The sequence below is a fragment of the Micromonospora sp. NPDC049044 genome, assembly GCF_040649215.1.
Taxonomy (GTDB): Bacteria; Actinomycetota; Actinomycetes; order Mycobacteriales; family Micromonosporaceae; genus Micromonospora.
This window is the reverse complement of record NZ_JBEZFA010000006.1, coordinates 81,867-95,022: the sequence shown is the minus strand read 5'-3', so window position 1 is coordinate 95,022 and position 13,156 is coordinate 81,867. Positions and strand designations below refer to the sequence as shown.

Sequence of the window (13,156 nt, the reverse complement as noted above, 5' to 3'; positions counted from 1 at the left end):
TCCGTCACTGGCCCTCGGACAGTCGATCGGACTCCGCGACCACCAGGCGGATCTTGCGCAGGGTGGCGTCGGGGGCGTGCACGGCGGTACGCCACCGGTCGAGGGTGCGGGTCAGCACCCGGACGACGAACTGCAACTGGTTGACCTGCTCGCGTAGCAGCGACAACTCCGAGCGGGCGCTCACCGCCTGACTCTCCAACTCGGTGATCCGCATCTGCAGGGGTTGCACGAGCGTCAGGGCGGCCTCGGTGAGCGTGTCGGCGGCGTCGGCCTTGAACTTGCCCCGCTGCGTCACGACGGTGGCGATGGCGGCCAGGCCGGTCGTCCCGCCGAGCACACCGAGCAGGCTGAGCAGCACCTGCACCCAGTGCGGCGCCTCGGGTGAGGCTGCCAGATTCACGTGACACCTCCCGCCACCGGACGGTGTGTCGTGCACTGGTGGCCGTACGCCAGGCAGCGCAGATCGGAGATGATCATGGCGGCCCGCCAGAACGACCCCAGCGGCACCGCGCTGATCAACGACGCCGCGACGACGCCCTGCTTGCCGGCCACCGCCACCAGCGCCATCGCGTACATGCCGGTGATGGTGCCGAGCACCAGCACGGCCGCGAACTCGATGCCGAGACCGGTGGAGAGTCGACCGGGCCACAGGATGCCCAGCAGCCCGCCCACGCCGACGGCGATCAGGGAGACCTCCCAGCCGAGTTGGATGGGTTCCGGCATGGCCAGTTGGACCGACGGTGGTCGGACATCGAGCGTGAGCAGCAGGATTCCACAGATGGGCGTCGTGATCAGCGCGGCCACCTCGAACGGTTGGTGCTTGGCGCGGTTCCGCAGATGCCCCACAGCGACTCCTTGGTCGTTGATCGTGCTCACCGGTCCGCCACCGGGGCCGGTGCCGTGGGGTGGATCGCGATCAGGGCGGTCCGGGTGGCGAAGGCCAGGGCGACGGCAGGGGAAACGATCGATGGGCGACTCGCCGCCGTTGGCTGCCGTATGTGCCTGTTTATCACCGCCCGCCGGTTCGCGTCCACCTGGGCGAAGTCGCCTTTCCGCAGGTCAGGGGCTTAATCGGCGACGTGCCGCCGCCGGGGTGCGCAGCAGCTGCGGCTACGCGTCCCCGGCGGCGAAAGTGTCGGAATTCTTACCCGGGCCGGCCGGCGGTCAGCGGAGGTCGGTCACCGTCGCAGCAGGGCGCGCAGCGCACCGACCACCACCGCGGGCGCCTCCTCCGCCATGAAGTGCCCGCAGGTGACCGTCTGGTGTTCGAGGTCGGGTGCCCAGGCCCGCCACACCCCGGCCGCGTCGTAGCCGAGCGCCGCGCCCCAGTCCTGCTGGAGCACTGTCACCGGCATCCGCAGCCGGTTGCCCGCCGCCCGGTCGGCGCTGTCGTGGTCGACGTCGATGCCGGCGGACGCCCGGTAGTCGGCGACGATCGAGGCGACCGCGTTGCGGGACGCGCCCAGGTAGCCGGCGCGTACGTCGGCCGGCAACGCCGCCGGGTCGCGGGTCCAGACGTCCAGGAAGTGGCCGAAGAACGCGTCCGGGCTGGCGCCGATCAGCTCCTCGGGCAGGCCGGGCGGCTGCGCCATCAGATACAGGTGGAAGGCGACCGCGGCGTTGACACCGTGCAGCACGTCCCACATGTCGAGGGTGGGCAGCACGTCGAGCAGGGCGAGCCGGCTGATCGCCGCCGGGTGGTCGAGGCCGGCGCGGAACGCGACGAGGGCACCCCGGTCGTGCCCGGCCAGGGCGAAGCGCTCATGGCCGAGCGTACCGGCCAGGGCCACCACGTCGGCGGCCATTGTCCGCTTGGCGTAGCCGGTGCCGTCGGCGTCCACAGGTTTGTCACTGTCGCCGTAGCCGCGCAGGTCGGGGCAGATGACAGTGTGGTCGGCGGCCAGGTCGGCCGCGACGTGCCGCCACATGAGGTGGGTCTGCGGGAAGCCGTGCAACAGCACGACAGGTGGTCCGGAGCCACCCACGGCGGCGGCGAGCGTCACACCGTCGGCGACGGTGACGCGCTGGTAGTCGAATCCGTTGATCCTCGGCTCCACGGGGAACCTTCCTGGTGAGCAGGGCCGGCACGGGCGGTGACCCGTCGCCGTCGTACGGTGTCGAGCCTGCTCCGCGGTGATCAGCGGACGGTCAGCGCCGAATCAGTGCGGACCAGCACCGCCGCCTAGATTGGTGCCATGACCAGGCAACCGACGCCTCCGGCGGAGGTGACGTTCGGCGTACTCGGGCCGGTGACCGCCGCCACCGGGGGCGCGCCCGTCCCGCTGCGGGGGCACCGGCAACGCCTGGTGCTGGCCCGGTTGTTGATCGCCCACGGCCGGGTGGTGCCGGTGGACCGCCTCGTCGACGACCTGTGGGAGACCCCGTCCGAGGGCGCGGTGGGCGCGATCCGGACCTTCGTCGCCGACCTGCGCCGGGCGCTGGAGCCCGACCGGCCGCCCCGGCAACCACCACGGATCCTGGTTACCGAACCCTCCGGGTACGCGCTGCGGACCGCCCCGGACGCGGTGGACGCCGCACGCTTCGAGGCGGCCGTCGGCGAGGCCGCCCGCCTGCTCGCGGCGGGACGCCCCGCGCCGGCCCTGGCCGCGCTCGACGCGGCACTGGCGCTCTGGCGCGGTCCCGCGTACGCCGACTGCGCGGACCAGACCTGGGCGGTCGCGGAGATCAACCGCCTCGACGAGCTGCGGATGCTCGCCGTCGAGCGGCGGGCCGAGGCGCTGTTGGCGCTGGGTCGGCCGGACGAGGCGGCGGCCGACCTGCCCGCCCAGCTAGCCCGCCATCCGCTGCGCGAGGCCGCCTGGCGGCTGCTCGCGACGGCTCGGTACCGCGCCGGCCGGCAGGGCGACGCGCTGGCCGCGCTGCGCGACGCCCGGGAGGTCCTGGTGGCCGAGTTGGGGGTGGATCCGGGGCCCGAGCTGCGGCAGTTGGAAGCCGACATCCTGGCCCAGGCGGCACACCTCAGCCACACCCCCGCCGTGGTCGGACCCGAGCGCGGTGGCGGGTCGGGGGCGGTGCCGCAGCGGCCGTTCGTCGGCCGCGATGCCGAGCTGGGCCGGCTCCAGCGCGCCGCCGACGCGGCTGTCCTGCGCCGCCGACCCACCCTGGCGCTGCTCAGCGGCGAGCCGGGTGCCGGGAAGAGCGCCCTGGCCGAGGCGTTGGCCCGACGGCTCGACGCCTCGGGCTGGACCACGGCGTGGGGACGCAGCCCGGAGTACGAGGGGGCACCGCCGGCCTGGCCGTGGACGCAGGTGACCGAGGCACTGACCGGGCCGGACGAGGGCGCCGGACCGGACCGGGTCGGCGTGCCCGGTGGCCCGGTCGACCCGGCCGGGACGCGGTTCCGTCGGCAACGTGCCGTGGCGTCACTGGTCTCGGCGGTCGCCGCCCGCAGGCCGCTGCTGCTGGTCCTCGACGACCTGCACCGCGCCGACGGCGACACCCTGGACCTGTTGACCGCACTGCTCGTCGGCCCCCAGCCGGCCACCGGGCCGGTGCTGGTCGTCGGCACCTACCGGGCCACCGAGATCAGCCCGGAGTTGACCGCCGCCCTGGCCCGCGTCGCCGGGCTGGAACCGGTGCGCGAATATCTCGCTGGTCTGTCCGGGTCGGCGACCGGTGAGTTGGCCCGCGCCGTCGTCGGGGCGGACCTGGACCCGGCCACCGCCCAGTTGATCCAGCACCGCAGCGGTGGCAACCCGTTCTTCGTCCGCGAGCTGGCCCAGTTGTACGCGGACGAGGGCGAGGCGGCCCTGGCCACGGTGCCAGCCGGGGTGCGCGACGTGATCCGGCACCGGTTGGCCCAGTTGCCCGCGTCGGCCCGTACCGTGCTGCGGCAGGCCGCCGTGCTCGGCCGGGACCTCGACCCGGAGGTGCTCAGCGCGCTCGCCGGTGACCCGACGGCGGCGCTGGACGCCGTGGACCTGTCCCTGCACGCCGGGTTCCTCAGCGAGCGGGAGACCGACGGGCGGCTGCGTTTCACCCACATCCTGGTCCGCGACACGCTCTACGCCGACCTGTCGGCGCCGCGCCGCGCCGCCTGGCACGCGGCCGTAGCCGAGGTGCTGCGGCAGCGGGAACCCGTCGAGCCGGCCGCCCTGGCGTACCACCTGCTCCGCGCCGGTGGGCCGGTCGCTGCCGGTCGCGCGGCGGCGTACGCCCGCACCGCCGCCGACCGTGCCGAACGCGACGGTAACCCGCACGAGGCAGCCCGCCTGTGGGGGCAGACGATCGAGGCGTACGACCGCGCCGGTGGTGTCGCGCACCGCGAGCGGTTGACAGCGCTGCTGGGCCTGGGGCGTGCGCTGGCCGTGACCGGCCGGCTGGCCGAGGCGCGGCGGCGGCGGGCCGAGACGATCGCCGCCGCCGAGTCCGTCGGCGACCCCCTGCTGATCGAGGAGGTGCTGGCGGGCTTCGACGTGCCTGCCATCTGGACGCGGAACGACGATGACCTGCTCTCCGGGCACATCGTCAGCGCCGCCGAACACGCACTCACCGCTCTCGGCTCGACCGCCTCGGCGCGGCGCAGCCGGCTGCTGAGCACCCTCGCGTTGGAGCTGCGCGGCTGCACCACCGCCCGTGGCCGCCGTGCGGCGCACGAGGCCGAGACGATCGCCCGGACCGTCGGCGACCCGGGGTTGTTGGCCTTCGCGCTCAACGCCCGCTTCATGCACGCCTTCGACCGGGTCGGCCAGGCCGGTGAGCGGGCCCAGCTCGGTGCCGAACTCGTCGATCTGGCCGCCCGGCACCACCTTGTGACGTTCGAGGTGCTGGGCCACCTCATCCTGGTCCAGACCGGCTGCGCGCTTGCCGACCGGGCCGGCGCCGACGCGCACGCCCGCGCCGCCGACCGCCTCGCCGAACGGTACGAACTGCCGCTGGTCGGTGCGTTCACCGGGTGGTACGCCGCGCTGCGGCTGGCGCTGGACGGGCAGTCGGCCGGGGCGGCGGACGCGTACCGGCATGCCGCCGACCAACTGCCCGCCGACAGCATGCCGGGCCTGACCCGCGGGCTGCTCCCGCTCGCCCTGCTCGGCCTGCGACTGGCCGCCGCGGTGAGCGACACCCCGCCGGCGGGTGACGCCCGGCTGGTCCCCGGGCGGCGGGCGATTCCCGGGCCGGACGACGAGGACTGGGCGCGGCTGGACTGGGGTCCGCACGAGCCCTGGGTCCAGCCCCTGCTGCTCGCCGCCGCCGCCGACCACGATGCCGCCCGAGCGGCGCTGCGGGCCCTGCCCGACGGGCCGCACGACCTGCTGCGGGAGGTGCGGCTGTGCCTCACCGCCCGGGCGGCGCTGGCCATCGGCGACCGGCCCACCATGCAACGCGTCGCCGCCGCGCTCCGGCCGGCCGCCGGCGAACTGGCCGCCGGCAGTGGCGTGGTCACCGTCGGCCCGGTGGCCGGGCACCTCGCCGAGCTGGCCGCCGCGCTGGGCCGCGACGAGGAAGCCGCAGCCCACCGAGGTACCGCCCGAATGCTCGCCGCCCGCGCAGCCCGGCGTTGATCCCGTACCACGCACGCTTTCTCCCGGTGCCGATCGTCGTGCCACCCGACCCGGCCCCCGCGCTCGGGCATCCGAGGACTTGCCGGAACCGGCCGACCCGGCAACCGGGTTGCGGTCAGATGTAACCACCGGGCGCGTGCACAGTCGCGCCACCGATCAAGGGGGTACGCGTGGAGGTGCTCGTCCTGATCGTGGTGCTGGGCGGCACCGTCCTGATCGGCACCACCCTCGGTGGTCGGTACCGGGTCGCCCCGCCGGTGCTGCTCATCGCGTTCGGGGTGCTGCTCGGGCTCACGCCGCCGCTGTCCGCGGTGACCCTGGAACCGGACCTGGTGCTGCTGATCTTCCTGCCGGCGATCCTGTACCGGGAGAGCCTCACCATCAGCCTGCGCGAGATCCGGGCCAACCTGCCGGTGATCGGGATGCTCGCCGTGGTGCTCGTGGTGCTCACCATGGTGACTGTGTCGTTCACCGCGCAGGCGTTCGGGGTGAACCCCGCCGCCGCCTGGGTGCTCGGCGCGGTCCTCGCGCCGACCGACGCCGCCGCGGTCACCGGGCTCGCCAAACGGCTGCCCCGCAAGCTGCTGACCACGCTGCACGCGGAAAGCTTGATCAACGACGGGACGGCCCTGGTGGTCTTCGCGGTGGCCGTGGGTCTGCTCACCGGCGGCGCGGAGCCGGGCGTGCTGGGCGTCAGCGAGGAGTTCGTCGGTGCCAGCGTCGGGGGCGTACTCGCCGGTCTGCTGGTGGGGGCCGCGGTGGTGCTGATCCGCAAGCGGCTCGACGATCCGCTGCGCGAGGGCGCGCTCAGTGTGCTGACACCGTTCGGGGCGTTCCTGCTCGCCGACTCGGTGCACGCCAGCGGCGTACTGGCGGTGGTGGTCGCCGGGCTGGTGCTGGCCTACGCCGGCCCCCGGGTGATCCGCGCCCGGTCCCGGGTGCTGGCGTACGCGTTCTGGGACCTGACCACGTTCCTGATCAACGGCGGGCTGTTCGTCCTGCTCGGCACGCAGATCCCCAGGGCGGTGCGGGGCATCACCAGCACCTCGCCGCAACGGGCGCTGGTGATCGTGCTGGTGGTCACCCTGGTGGTCGTGTTCACCCGGCTGCTCTTCATCTTCCTCACCGCGCAGTCGGCGCGGCTGCGACGTCGCCGGATGGTCGACGACGGTCGGGGTCCGTCCGGCTGGCGGGTGGGGGCGGTGGGCGGCTGGGCCGGTTTCCGGGGCGCGGTGTCGCTGGCTGCCGCGCTGGCCGTCCCGACGATGACGGTCACCGGTCGACCAGTTGTCGAACGCGATCTGATCATCTTCGTCACCGCGTTGGTGATCGTGCTGATCATGCTCGTCCAGGGCACCACCCTGCCGCTCGTGGTGCGCTGGGCGGGGCTGGTCGGCGACCCCGGACGCGTCGACGAGACCAGGCACGCCCAGCGACGCGCCACCGAGGTGGGGCTCTCGGTCCTACCGCAGGTCGCCGCCGAGGTCGGTGCCCAGGAGGAGTCGGTGCGCCGGTTGCAGGCCGAGTACCAGCGGCACCTGGCGGACGTCGACGAGACCGGGAGGAGCACCGCCGAGGAACGTCGTGTGGAACGTCGACTGCGCCTCGGGGTCCTCGCCCACAAGCGGCGGGAGGTCACCCGGTTGCGGGACAACCGGGAGATCGACGACCTGGTGCTGCAGGAGCTTCAGGCCGCGCTGGACAACGAGGAGATCCGGTTGCTGGGGCGCGAGCCCAACGACTGATCGCCTCGGGTGTGTCTGGTCCCATCACCGTCGGTCACCTCCCCCCGGGGGATCAGCCGGCGTGCACGTGTGGCCGGCGACGCGGGTCGGGCTCCTGGCGGCGCAGGATCTCCCGGGTGACCGAGGCGATCGCACCCTGCCCGAAGGCCAGGTAGCGCAGGAAGTTGCGGGCCGGGCCGCCCTCGCTCCACTCGAAGTAGATGTGCGGTCGCCGCCCCGACCGGTCGCGGATCTCCAGCAGCAGGGCGGCGAGCGCGTTCGGCACCGCGGCGCTGGTCAGGCTGAGCACCGGGCAGCTGCCGTCCGCGATGCTGCCGCGCACCAGCAACTCGGTCTCGAAGTCCGACGGGTCGGTGACGTGCACCTCGACGAAGATCACGTCACTGTCGTCGGGGAAGTCGTTGTCCGCCATGGTCTGCGCCAGCTTGGCGCGGTACTCGGCCTCGTCCCGGTGGTCGGGTTCGTGCGCGATGAGGCGGATCCGCCGCCCGGCGCGCTCGTCGATCATCCGGGTCGCGACCGGGTCCAGCTCGACCCTGTTGACCCGTAGCTCGTAGGCCCGGGACAGCCGGGAGAGCAGCGAGACCACGATGATCCCGCTGATGAAGCAGGCCGCGATCTTGACGCCGTCGGGACGTTCCACCACGTTCGCCGCTGTGGTGTAGACGAAGATCACCGCGAGGCCGCCGAACGCGATGGTGCGACCGCGTTGGCGCCGCCGGACCGCCGCGAGCGTCACCGCCGTTGCCGCCGAGGTGATCAACACCAGCACGCCCGTGGCGTACGCGCCGCCCTGCGCGTCCACGCTGGCGTCGAAGACGACAGTGATCAGGAACGCCACAGTGGTGAAGACCAGCACCAGCGGCCGGACGGCCCGTGCCCAGGTCGGTGCCATGCCGTAGCGCGGCAGGTACCGGGGGACGAGGTTGAGCAGACCGGCCATCGCCGACGCCCCCGCGAACCACAGGATCGCGATGGTGGACAGGTCGTAGACGGTGCCGAACACCTCCCCGAGGTGCTCGTGTGCCAGGTAGGCGAGCGCGCGGCCGTTTGCCGGCCGGCCCGGCCGGAAGTCCTCCGCCGGGATCAGGATGGTGGTCGTCACGCTGCTGGTGATCAGGAAGACACTCATGATCACCGCGGCGGTGGTGAGCAGCCGGCGCGCGCCGCGGATCCGGCCCAGCGGTCGTGCCTCCGAGTCCTGCGGGTCGCCCCGTACGCTTGGCATCACTGCCACCCCGGTCTCGAAGCCGGACAGGCCCAACGCCAGCTTCGGAAAGACCAGCAGCGACAGCCCGACCACCATCCACGGGTCGCCGTGGCCGGTGGTCAGCGCGGTGGTCCAGTCTCCGACCGCGCTCGGGTGCGTCACCACCCGCCACAGCGCGTCGACGACCACCACCGCGTTCAGCGCCAGGTAGACCGCAACCAGAACGACGGCAATCCCGATGGCCTCGGTGAATCCCTTGAGGAACACCGCGCCCAGCAACGCCACGAGCAGCAGGGTGAGCGCCACCTCGTGGCCCTTGAGCGCGCTGGGCCAGAACGGGTTCTCGTCGATGTGCGCTGTCGCGTCAGCAGCCGACAGGGTGATGGTGATGATGAAGTCGGTGGCCGCGAAGCCGAGCAGCACCAGCACCAGCAACTTGCCCGGCCAGTAGCTGAGCAGACGTACCAGCATCGCGATGGAGCCCTCACCGTGCGGGCTCTCCACCGCCACCCGCCGGTAGACCGGCAGCGCGCCCAGCAGCGTCACCAGCACCAGCACCAGTGTCGCCACCGGCGACAGCGCCCCGGCGGCCAGCGCCGCGATGCCCGGCTGGTAGCCCAGGGTGGAGAAGTAGTCGACGCCGGTCAGGCACATCACCTTCCACCACGGGTGGTGCCGGTGCTCCGGTGGACGCCCGTGCGGCCCCGGATGCTGCACGGGCTCGCCCGCCCCGGCACGCAGCAGCCACCCCCGCAGCCGGCCCGCGCGATCGTCGACCCCCACCGGCGCGTCCCCCGTCAGTCCCGCCTGGTCACCGTGAGTATCCGCCCACGGCGGCGGGTCCGTCCGCCGGTGCGGGGAACCCGCCCCGTGCGGCGCGGGTTTCGCGTCCGGAACAGAGGGGAAGCAGCGCCCCCGGGTTGGCGGGAGGGTGCCGCACCGGGCGTCACCGGGGGAGGGGACAGGGCATGGTCGGTGGCCGTCGCTTCCGCCCTGGTGGTGGCTTCGGTCGCCAACTCGACGAGTACGAGAGCAGGGTGGGCGTCCCACCGTCCGCGGAGCCACCCGCTGCGCCCGCCGGCGGCCTGGTGGAGAGCGCCGTGTACATCCGGGGGCACCGGTTCGCCTCACCGTCCGGCCTGGCCGAGACGTACCGCTGCCTGCAGGAGCAGGACGGCGCGATGGCCTGGATCGGGTTGTACCGGCCCGACATCGAGCAGATCACCTCGCTGGCGCGGGAGTTCCGGCTGCACGACCTGGCGGTCGAGGACGCGATAAACGCCCACCAGCGACCCAAGCTGGAACGCTACGGGGAGACCCTGTTCGTGGTGCTGCGCGCCGCCCGCTACGACGACCAGCGGGAGGAGGTCGAGTTCTCCGAGCTGCACCTGTTCATCGGGCCGGGTTTCGTGATCACCGTCCGGCACGGCGAGGCACCGGATCTGGCCGCCGTGCGCAGACGCATGGAGGTCGAGGCGCAGGTGCTCGCCCGGGGCCCCGAGGCGGTCCTGTACGCGATCCTCGACCAGGTCGTCGACGGGTACGCCCCGGTGGTGGCCGGGCTGGAGAACGACATCGACGAGATCGAGACCCAGGTGTTCGGCGGCGACCCGAACGCCAGCCGGCGCATCTACGGCCTCAGCCGTGAGGTCATCCAGTTCCAGCGGGCCGCCCGTCCCCTGCTCGCCGTGCTCGACGCGCTTGCCGACGGTGCCAGCAACACCAGCCGGGACGAGGAGTTGCGCCGCTACCTGCGGGACGTGACAGACCACCTGACCCAGGTGGTGGAGCGGGTGGACGGGTTCCGGCACCTGTTGCAGAACATCCTCACCGTCAACGCCACCCTCGTCTCCCAGCAGCAGAACGAGGAGATGCGCAGCCTCACCGCGGCCAGCTACGCGCAGAACGAGGAACTGAAGAAGGTCTCGTCCTGGGCGGCGATCCTGTTCGCTCCGACGCTCATCGGCACCGTGTACGGGATGAACTTCGTCCACATGCCGGAGTTGAACTGGCGCTTCGGCTACCTGTTCGCGTTGCTGCTGATGCTGCTGGTCTGCGGCACCCTCTACGTGATCTTCAAGCGGCGCGGTTGGCTCTGAGCCACCCGGCCGGGATCACTCGATGCCGCGCAGGATGTGCCGCTCGTCCTCGACGTCGTCGTCGCCGGCGGCGATCCGTCCGAGCAGGACGGCCGCGGCCCAGATCGTCAGTGGCGTCGCCGCCCCGGTCATGCCGCCGCCGGTCCGGTCGTCGCGGGCCTGGCTCCGCTCCGCACGTGCTGGTCTGCGCTGAGCCTGCATGGGCCCCGCCTCTCCTCGTCGAAGCCGTCGCGGGCGGCGCGGCGTGAGCCCGCGCCACCGGCCGGGCGAACCGCGCTCAGCCGGACGACATCTACGTCGAACCATCCCACGTCGGACCCCATTACCACCGCTTCTTTTCGGTTTCCCGACTGTCGCCCGCCAAACCGGACATTTCCTCCTGTGGTCAGGGCAGCGGGCGGGTGATGCCCCGGGCGTGGTCGGTGATGGCCGCCCCGACCACTGTCGCGGCCAGCGGCAACACCTCCAGGCAGCGCCGCACCGCGGCGGCCATCAGCGCGTTCGGCACCCGCATGGAGAGCGTGCAGTGCGGCACCCAGCGGCCCGGCTGGTAATGCTCGGTCAACCGGACGCCGGCGGCGGTGAGCCGGTCGTAGACCGCGCGGTGGTGGGCCAGCAACTCCGGGGTGGGCGTCGGACCGAGCCAGAGCACCCGACCGACGAACTGGCCGCTGTGCTGGAAGTCGAGCCGCAGGGGAGCGGCCACCACCGTCGTGTGCAGGGCGGCGGCCACCTGTTCCGGATCGAGGCGGGGCGCCACCGCCAGCGACACGTGCGGACGGTGGCGCTGCTCCAGCAGCGAACGCATGCTCTGCACGCCCTCGGCCTCCAGCGCGTCCCACAACACCCGGATCCGGCGGGTGGCGTCCGGGTCCAGATACAACTCCACCGCCGCGACCATTCGATCACCGTAGCGGCCGAGGTTTGAGCGCCCGCCCTCGGCGGTACCTCACCGGAAACCGACCAGGAGGCGCACCGGTGGACGTGAGTGAGCTGCTTACCGAGACGTACGACCGGCTGCCCGACCTCGTCCGCGCGGCGGTACGGGGCCTCAGCCCGGAGCAACTGCGCCACCAGCCCGCACCGGGCCACAACTCGATCGGCTGGCTGGTCTGGCACCTCACCCGGGTGCAGGACCATCACGTCGCCGAGGTGCTCGACGCCGAGCAGATCTGGGTGAGTGGCGACTGGGCGGGCCGGTTCGGGCTCACCGCCGACCCCGACAACACGGGCTACGGGCACTCGCCCGAGCAGGTCGCGGCGGTCCGGCCGGAGAGCGCGCAGGCGTCTGTCGACTACTACGGGGCGGTCGCGTCGCGTACCGGAAAGTTCCTGACCGGCCTGCGTCCGGCGGACCTGGACCGGGTCGTAGACGAAGGGTGGGACCCGCCGGTCACCCTCGGCGTGCGGCTGGTGAGTGTCGCCGAGGACGACCTGCAACACGTGGGTCAGGCCGCCTACCTGCGTGGCCTGCTCGAAACCGACTGACCGCGCCCGGCCGGCTCACGGCACGATGACGGCCCGGCCCTCCAGCGTTCCGTCGCGCATCTGCTGGTACGCGTCGAGAGCGTCGCCGAGGGCGAAGCGGGTGGTCTTCGGGCGGACCAGAGCACGGGCGCCGAGGTCGAGCACCTCGATCAGCTCCCCGCGACTACCCCAGTAGGTGGTCGCGATGCTCAGCTCGTAGGGCACGGAGAAGAACGACACCCCCACGGTGCCCCCGCCGATACCCACGATCGTCAGGTCGCCCACCGTGCGGGCCGACGCGACCCCCAACGCGAGGGTGGCGTCGTTACCCACGAAGTCCAGCACCACGTCGGCGCCCCGACCGCCGGTGGCCTGGCGGATCTCCTCGGCGGCGTTCGGACCGGACCGGACCGTGCGATCGGCACCGCACTCCTCGGCCAGTTCCAGCGCCTCGGCGCGGTTGTCCACGGCGAGCACGCGGGCGGCGGTGGTGGCCTTGAGGATCTGCACGCCCACGTGCCCCAGCCCGCCGACCCCGATCACCACGGCCGTGCTGCCGGGCGGCAGCTTGGGCCAGGAGCGGCGGATCGCGTGGTACGGGGTGAGCCCGGCATCGGTAAGCGGCGCGGCGTCGACCGGATCCAGACCCTCAGGTAGGGGTACGACGTGTCGCGCGTCCGGGACCAGCTCGAAATCGGCCATTCCCCCGTCCAACCCGAGGCCGCCGCCTCCGCTCGGCACCGGCGCGCCGGCCGGGTTCTCGCAGTACGTGTCGACACCGACCCGGCAACGGTCGCAGGTACCGCAACCCCACGCGCCGTAGACGGCCACCGGTTGCCCGACGGACAGCCCGGTCACCCCGTCGCCGAGGGCATGTACCCAGCCGGCGTTCTCGTGGCCGAGGGTGAACGGCGGGTTCCAGGGCATGCTGCCGGGCTCGAACTCGTCCATCAGGTGCAGGTCGGAGTGGCAGGCGCCGGCACCGCCGATCCGGACCACCACCTGACCCGGACCGGGCGTCGGGTCGGGAACCTCGACCAACTCCGGCGTCGACTTCCAGTCCCGCAATCGCAGCGCGCGCATCCGATGCTCCCTCCCTTGACGGCACCGCTG

The 13,156-nt window shown here is 72.8% G+C and carries 11 protein-coding genes; 4 read left to right on the top strand and 7 right to left on the bottom strand.

Annotated features, from left to right (window positions below; genetic code table 11):
• Positions 1-4: 4 nt before the first annotated feature.
• From AB0B85_RS06690 to AB0B85_RS06680, 3 genes are all read right to left on the bottom strand, one after another.
• The gene (locus tag AB0B85_RS06690) at positions 5-400 is read right to left on the bottom strand and encodes a hypothetical protein (RefSeq protein WP_357404304.1); all 396 of its coding nucleotides are present in this window, start codon (positions 398-400) and stop codon (positions 5-7) included.
• Positions 397-846, bottom strand: coding sequence for a hypothetical protein (locus AB0B85_RS06685; protein WP_357404302.1), 450 nt, complete (start codon positions 844-846; stop codon positions 397-399). Before AB0B85_RS06685 ends, AB0B85_RS06690 begins: the two co-directional genes overlap by 4 nt.
• Positions 847-1,178: 332 nt before the next feature.
• Positions 1,179-2,057, bottom strand: coding sequence for an alpha/beta hydrolase (locus tag AB0B85_RS06680; RefSeq protein ID WP_357404300.1), 879 nt, complete (start codon positions 2,055-2,057; stop codon positions 1,179-1,181).
• A gap of 138 nt (positions 2,058-2,195) precedes the next feature.
• Here AB0B85_RS06680 and AB0B85_RS06675 point away from each other — a divergent pair, with 138 nt between their 5' ends.
• Both AB0B85_RS06675 and AB0B85_RS06670 read left to right on the top strand, forming a co-directional pair.
• Positions 2,196-5,522: a BTAD domain-containing putative transcriptional regulator gene (locus AB0B85_RS06675; RefSeq protein ID WP_357404298.1), complete on the top strand. Its 3,327-nt coding sequence runs from the start codon at positions 2,196-2,198 to the stop codon at positions 5,520-5,522.
• A gap of 170 nt (positions 5,523-5,692) precedes the next feature.
• Positions 5,693-7,267 (top strand): Na+/H+ antiporter, encoded by a 1,575-nt coding sequence (locus tag AB0B85_RS06670; RefSeq protein WP_357404296.1) that lies wholly within the window; start codon positions 5,693-5,695, stop codon positions 7,265-7,267.
• A 52-nt stretch (positions 7,268-7,319) separates the two neighbouring features.
• Here the strand turns inward: AB0B85_RS06670 and AB0B85_RS06665 are convergent, their stop codons facing one another.
• The gene (locus AB0B85_RS06665; RefSeq protein WP_357404294.1) at positions 7,320-9,260 is read right to left on the bottom strand and encodes an amino acid transporter; all 1,941 of its coding nucleotides are present in this window, start codon (positions 9,258-9,260) and stop codon (positions 7,320-7,322) included.
• Between the two features lie 185 nt (positions 9,261-9,445).
• On the opposite strand from AB0B85_RS06665, the gene corA reads away from it, so the two are divergent.
• Complete coding sequence (gene corA / locus AB0B85_RS06660) at positions 9,446-10,576, top strand: magnesium/cobalt transporter CorA (RefSeq protein ID WP_357404292.1); 1,131 nt, start codon at positions 9,446-9,448, stop codon at positions 10,574-10,576.
• A gap of 15 nt (positions 10,577-10,591) precedes the next feature.
• On the opposite strand, the gene AB0B85_RS06655 is transcribed toward corA, so the two are convergent.
• Positions 10,592-10,777, bottom strand: a complete 186-nt coding sequence (locus AB0B85_RS06655) for a hypothetical protein (protein WP_357245912.1) — start codon at positions 10,775-10,777, stop codon at positions 10,592-10,594.
• 184 nt (positions 10,778-10,961) lie between these two features.
• Positions 10,962-11,477, bottom strand: coding sequence for a 2'-5' RNA ligase family protein (locus tag AB0B85_RS06650; RefSeq protein ID WP_357404290.1), 516 nt, complete (start codon positions 11,475-11,477; stop codon positions 10,962-10,964).
• Between the two features lie 77 nt (positions 11,478-11,554).
• Between AB0B85_RS06650 and AB0B85_RS06645 the strand changes: the two genes are divergently transcribed.
• Positions 11,555-12,064, top strand: coding sequence for a DUF664 domain-containing protein (locus tag AB0B85_RS06645; protein WP_357404288.1), 510 nt, complete (start codon positions 11,555-11,557; stop codon positions 12,062-12,064).
• Between the two features lie 15 nt (positions 12,065-12,079).
• On the opposite strand, the gene AB0B85_RS06640 is transcribed toward AB0B85_RS06645, so the two are convergent.
• Positions 12,080-13,126 carry an NAD(P)-dependent alcohol dehydrogenase gene (locus AB0B85_RS06640; RefSeq protein WP_357404286.1) on the bottom strand — a complete coding sequence of 349 codons (1,047 nt, stop codon included), beginning with the start codon at positions 13,124-13,126 and terminating at the stop codon, positions 12,080-12,082.
• Between the last annotated feature and the right edge of the window lie 30 nt (positions 13,127-13,156).

Excerpts from the sequence above, each read along its gene's own strand:
- AB0B85_RS06675 (WP_357404298.1), top strand. The coding sequence starts at position 2,196 with ATGACCAGGCAACCGACGCCTCCGGCGGAGGTGACGTTCGGCGTACTC.
- corA (WP_357404292.1), top strand. The coding sequence starts at position 9,446 with ATGGTCGGTGGCCGTCGCTTCCGCCCTGGTGGTGGCTTCGGTCGCCAA.
- AB0B85_RS06655 (WP_357245912.1), bottom strand. The coding sequence starts at position 10,777 with ATGCAGGCTCAGCGCAGACCAGCACGTGCGGAGCGGAGCCAGGCCCGC.
- AB0B85_RS06650 (WP_357404290.1), bottom strand. The coding sequence starts at position 11,477 with ATGGTCGCGGCGGTGGAGTTGTATCTGGACCCGGACGCCACCCGCCGG.
- AB0B85_RS06640 (WP_357404286.1), bottom strand. The coding sequence starts at position 13,126 with ATGCGCGCGCTGCGATTGCGGGACTGGAAGTCGACGCCGGAGTTGGTC.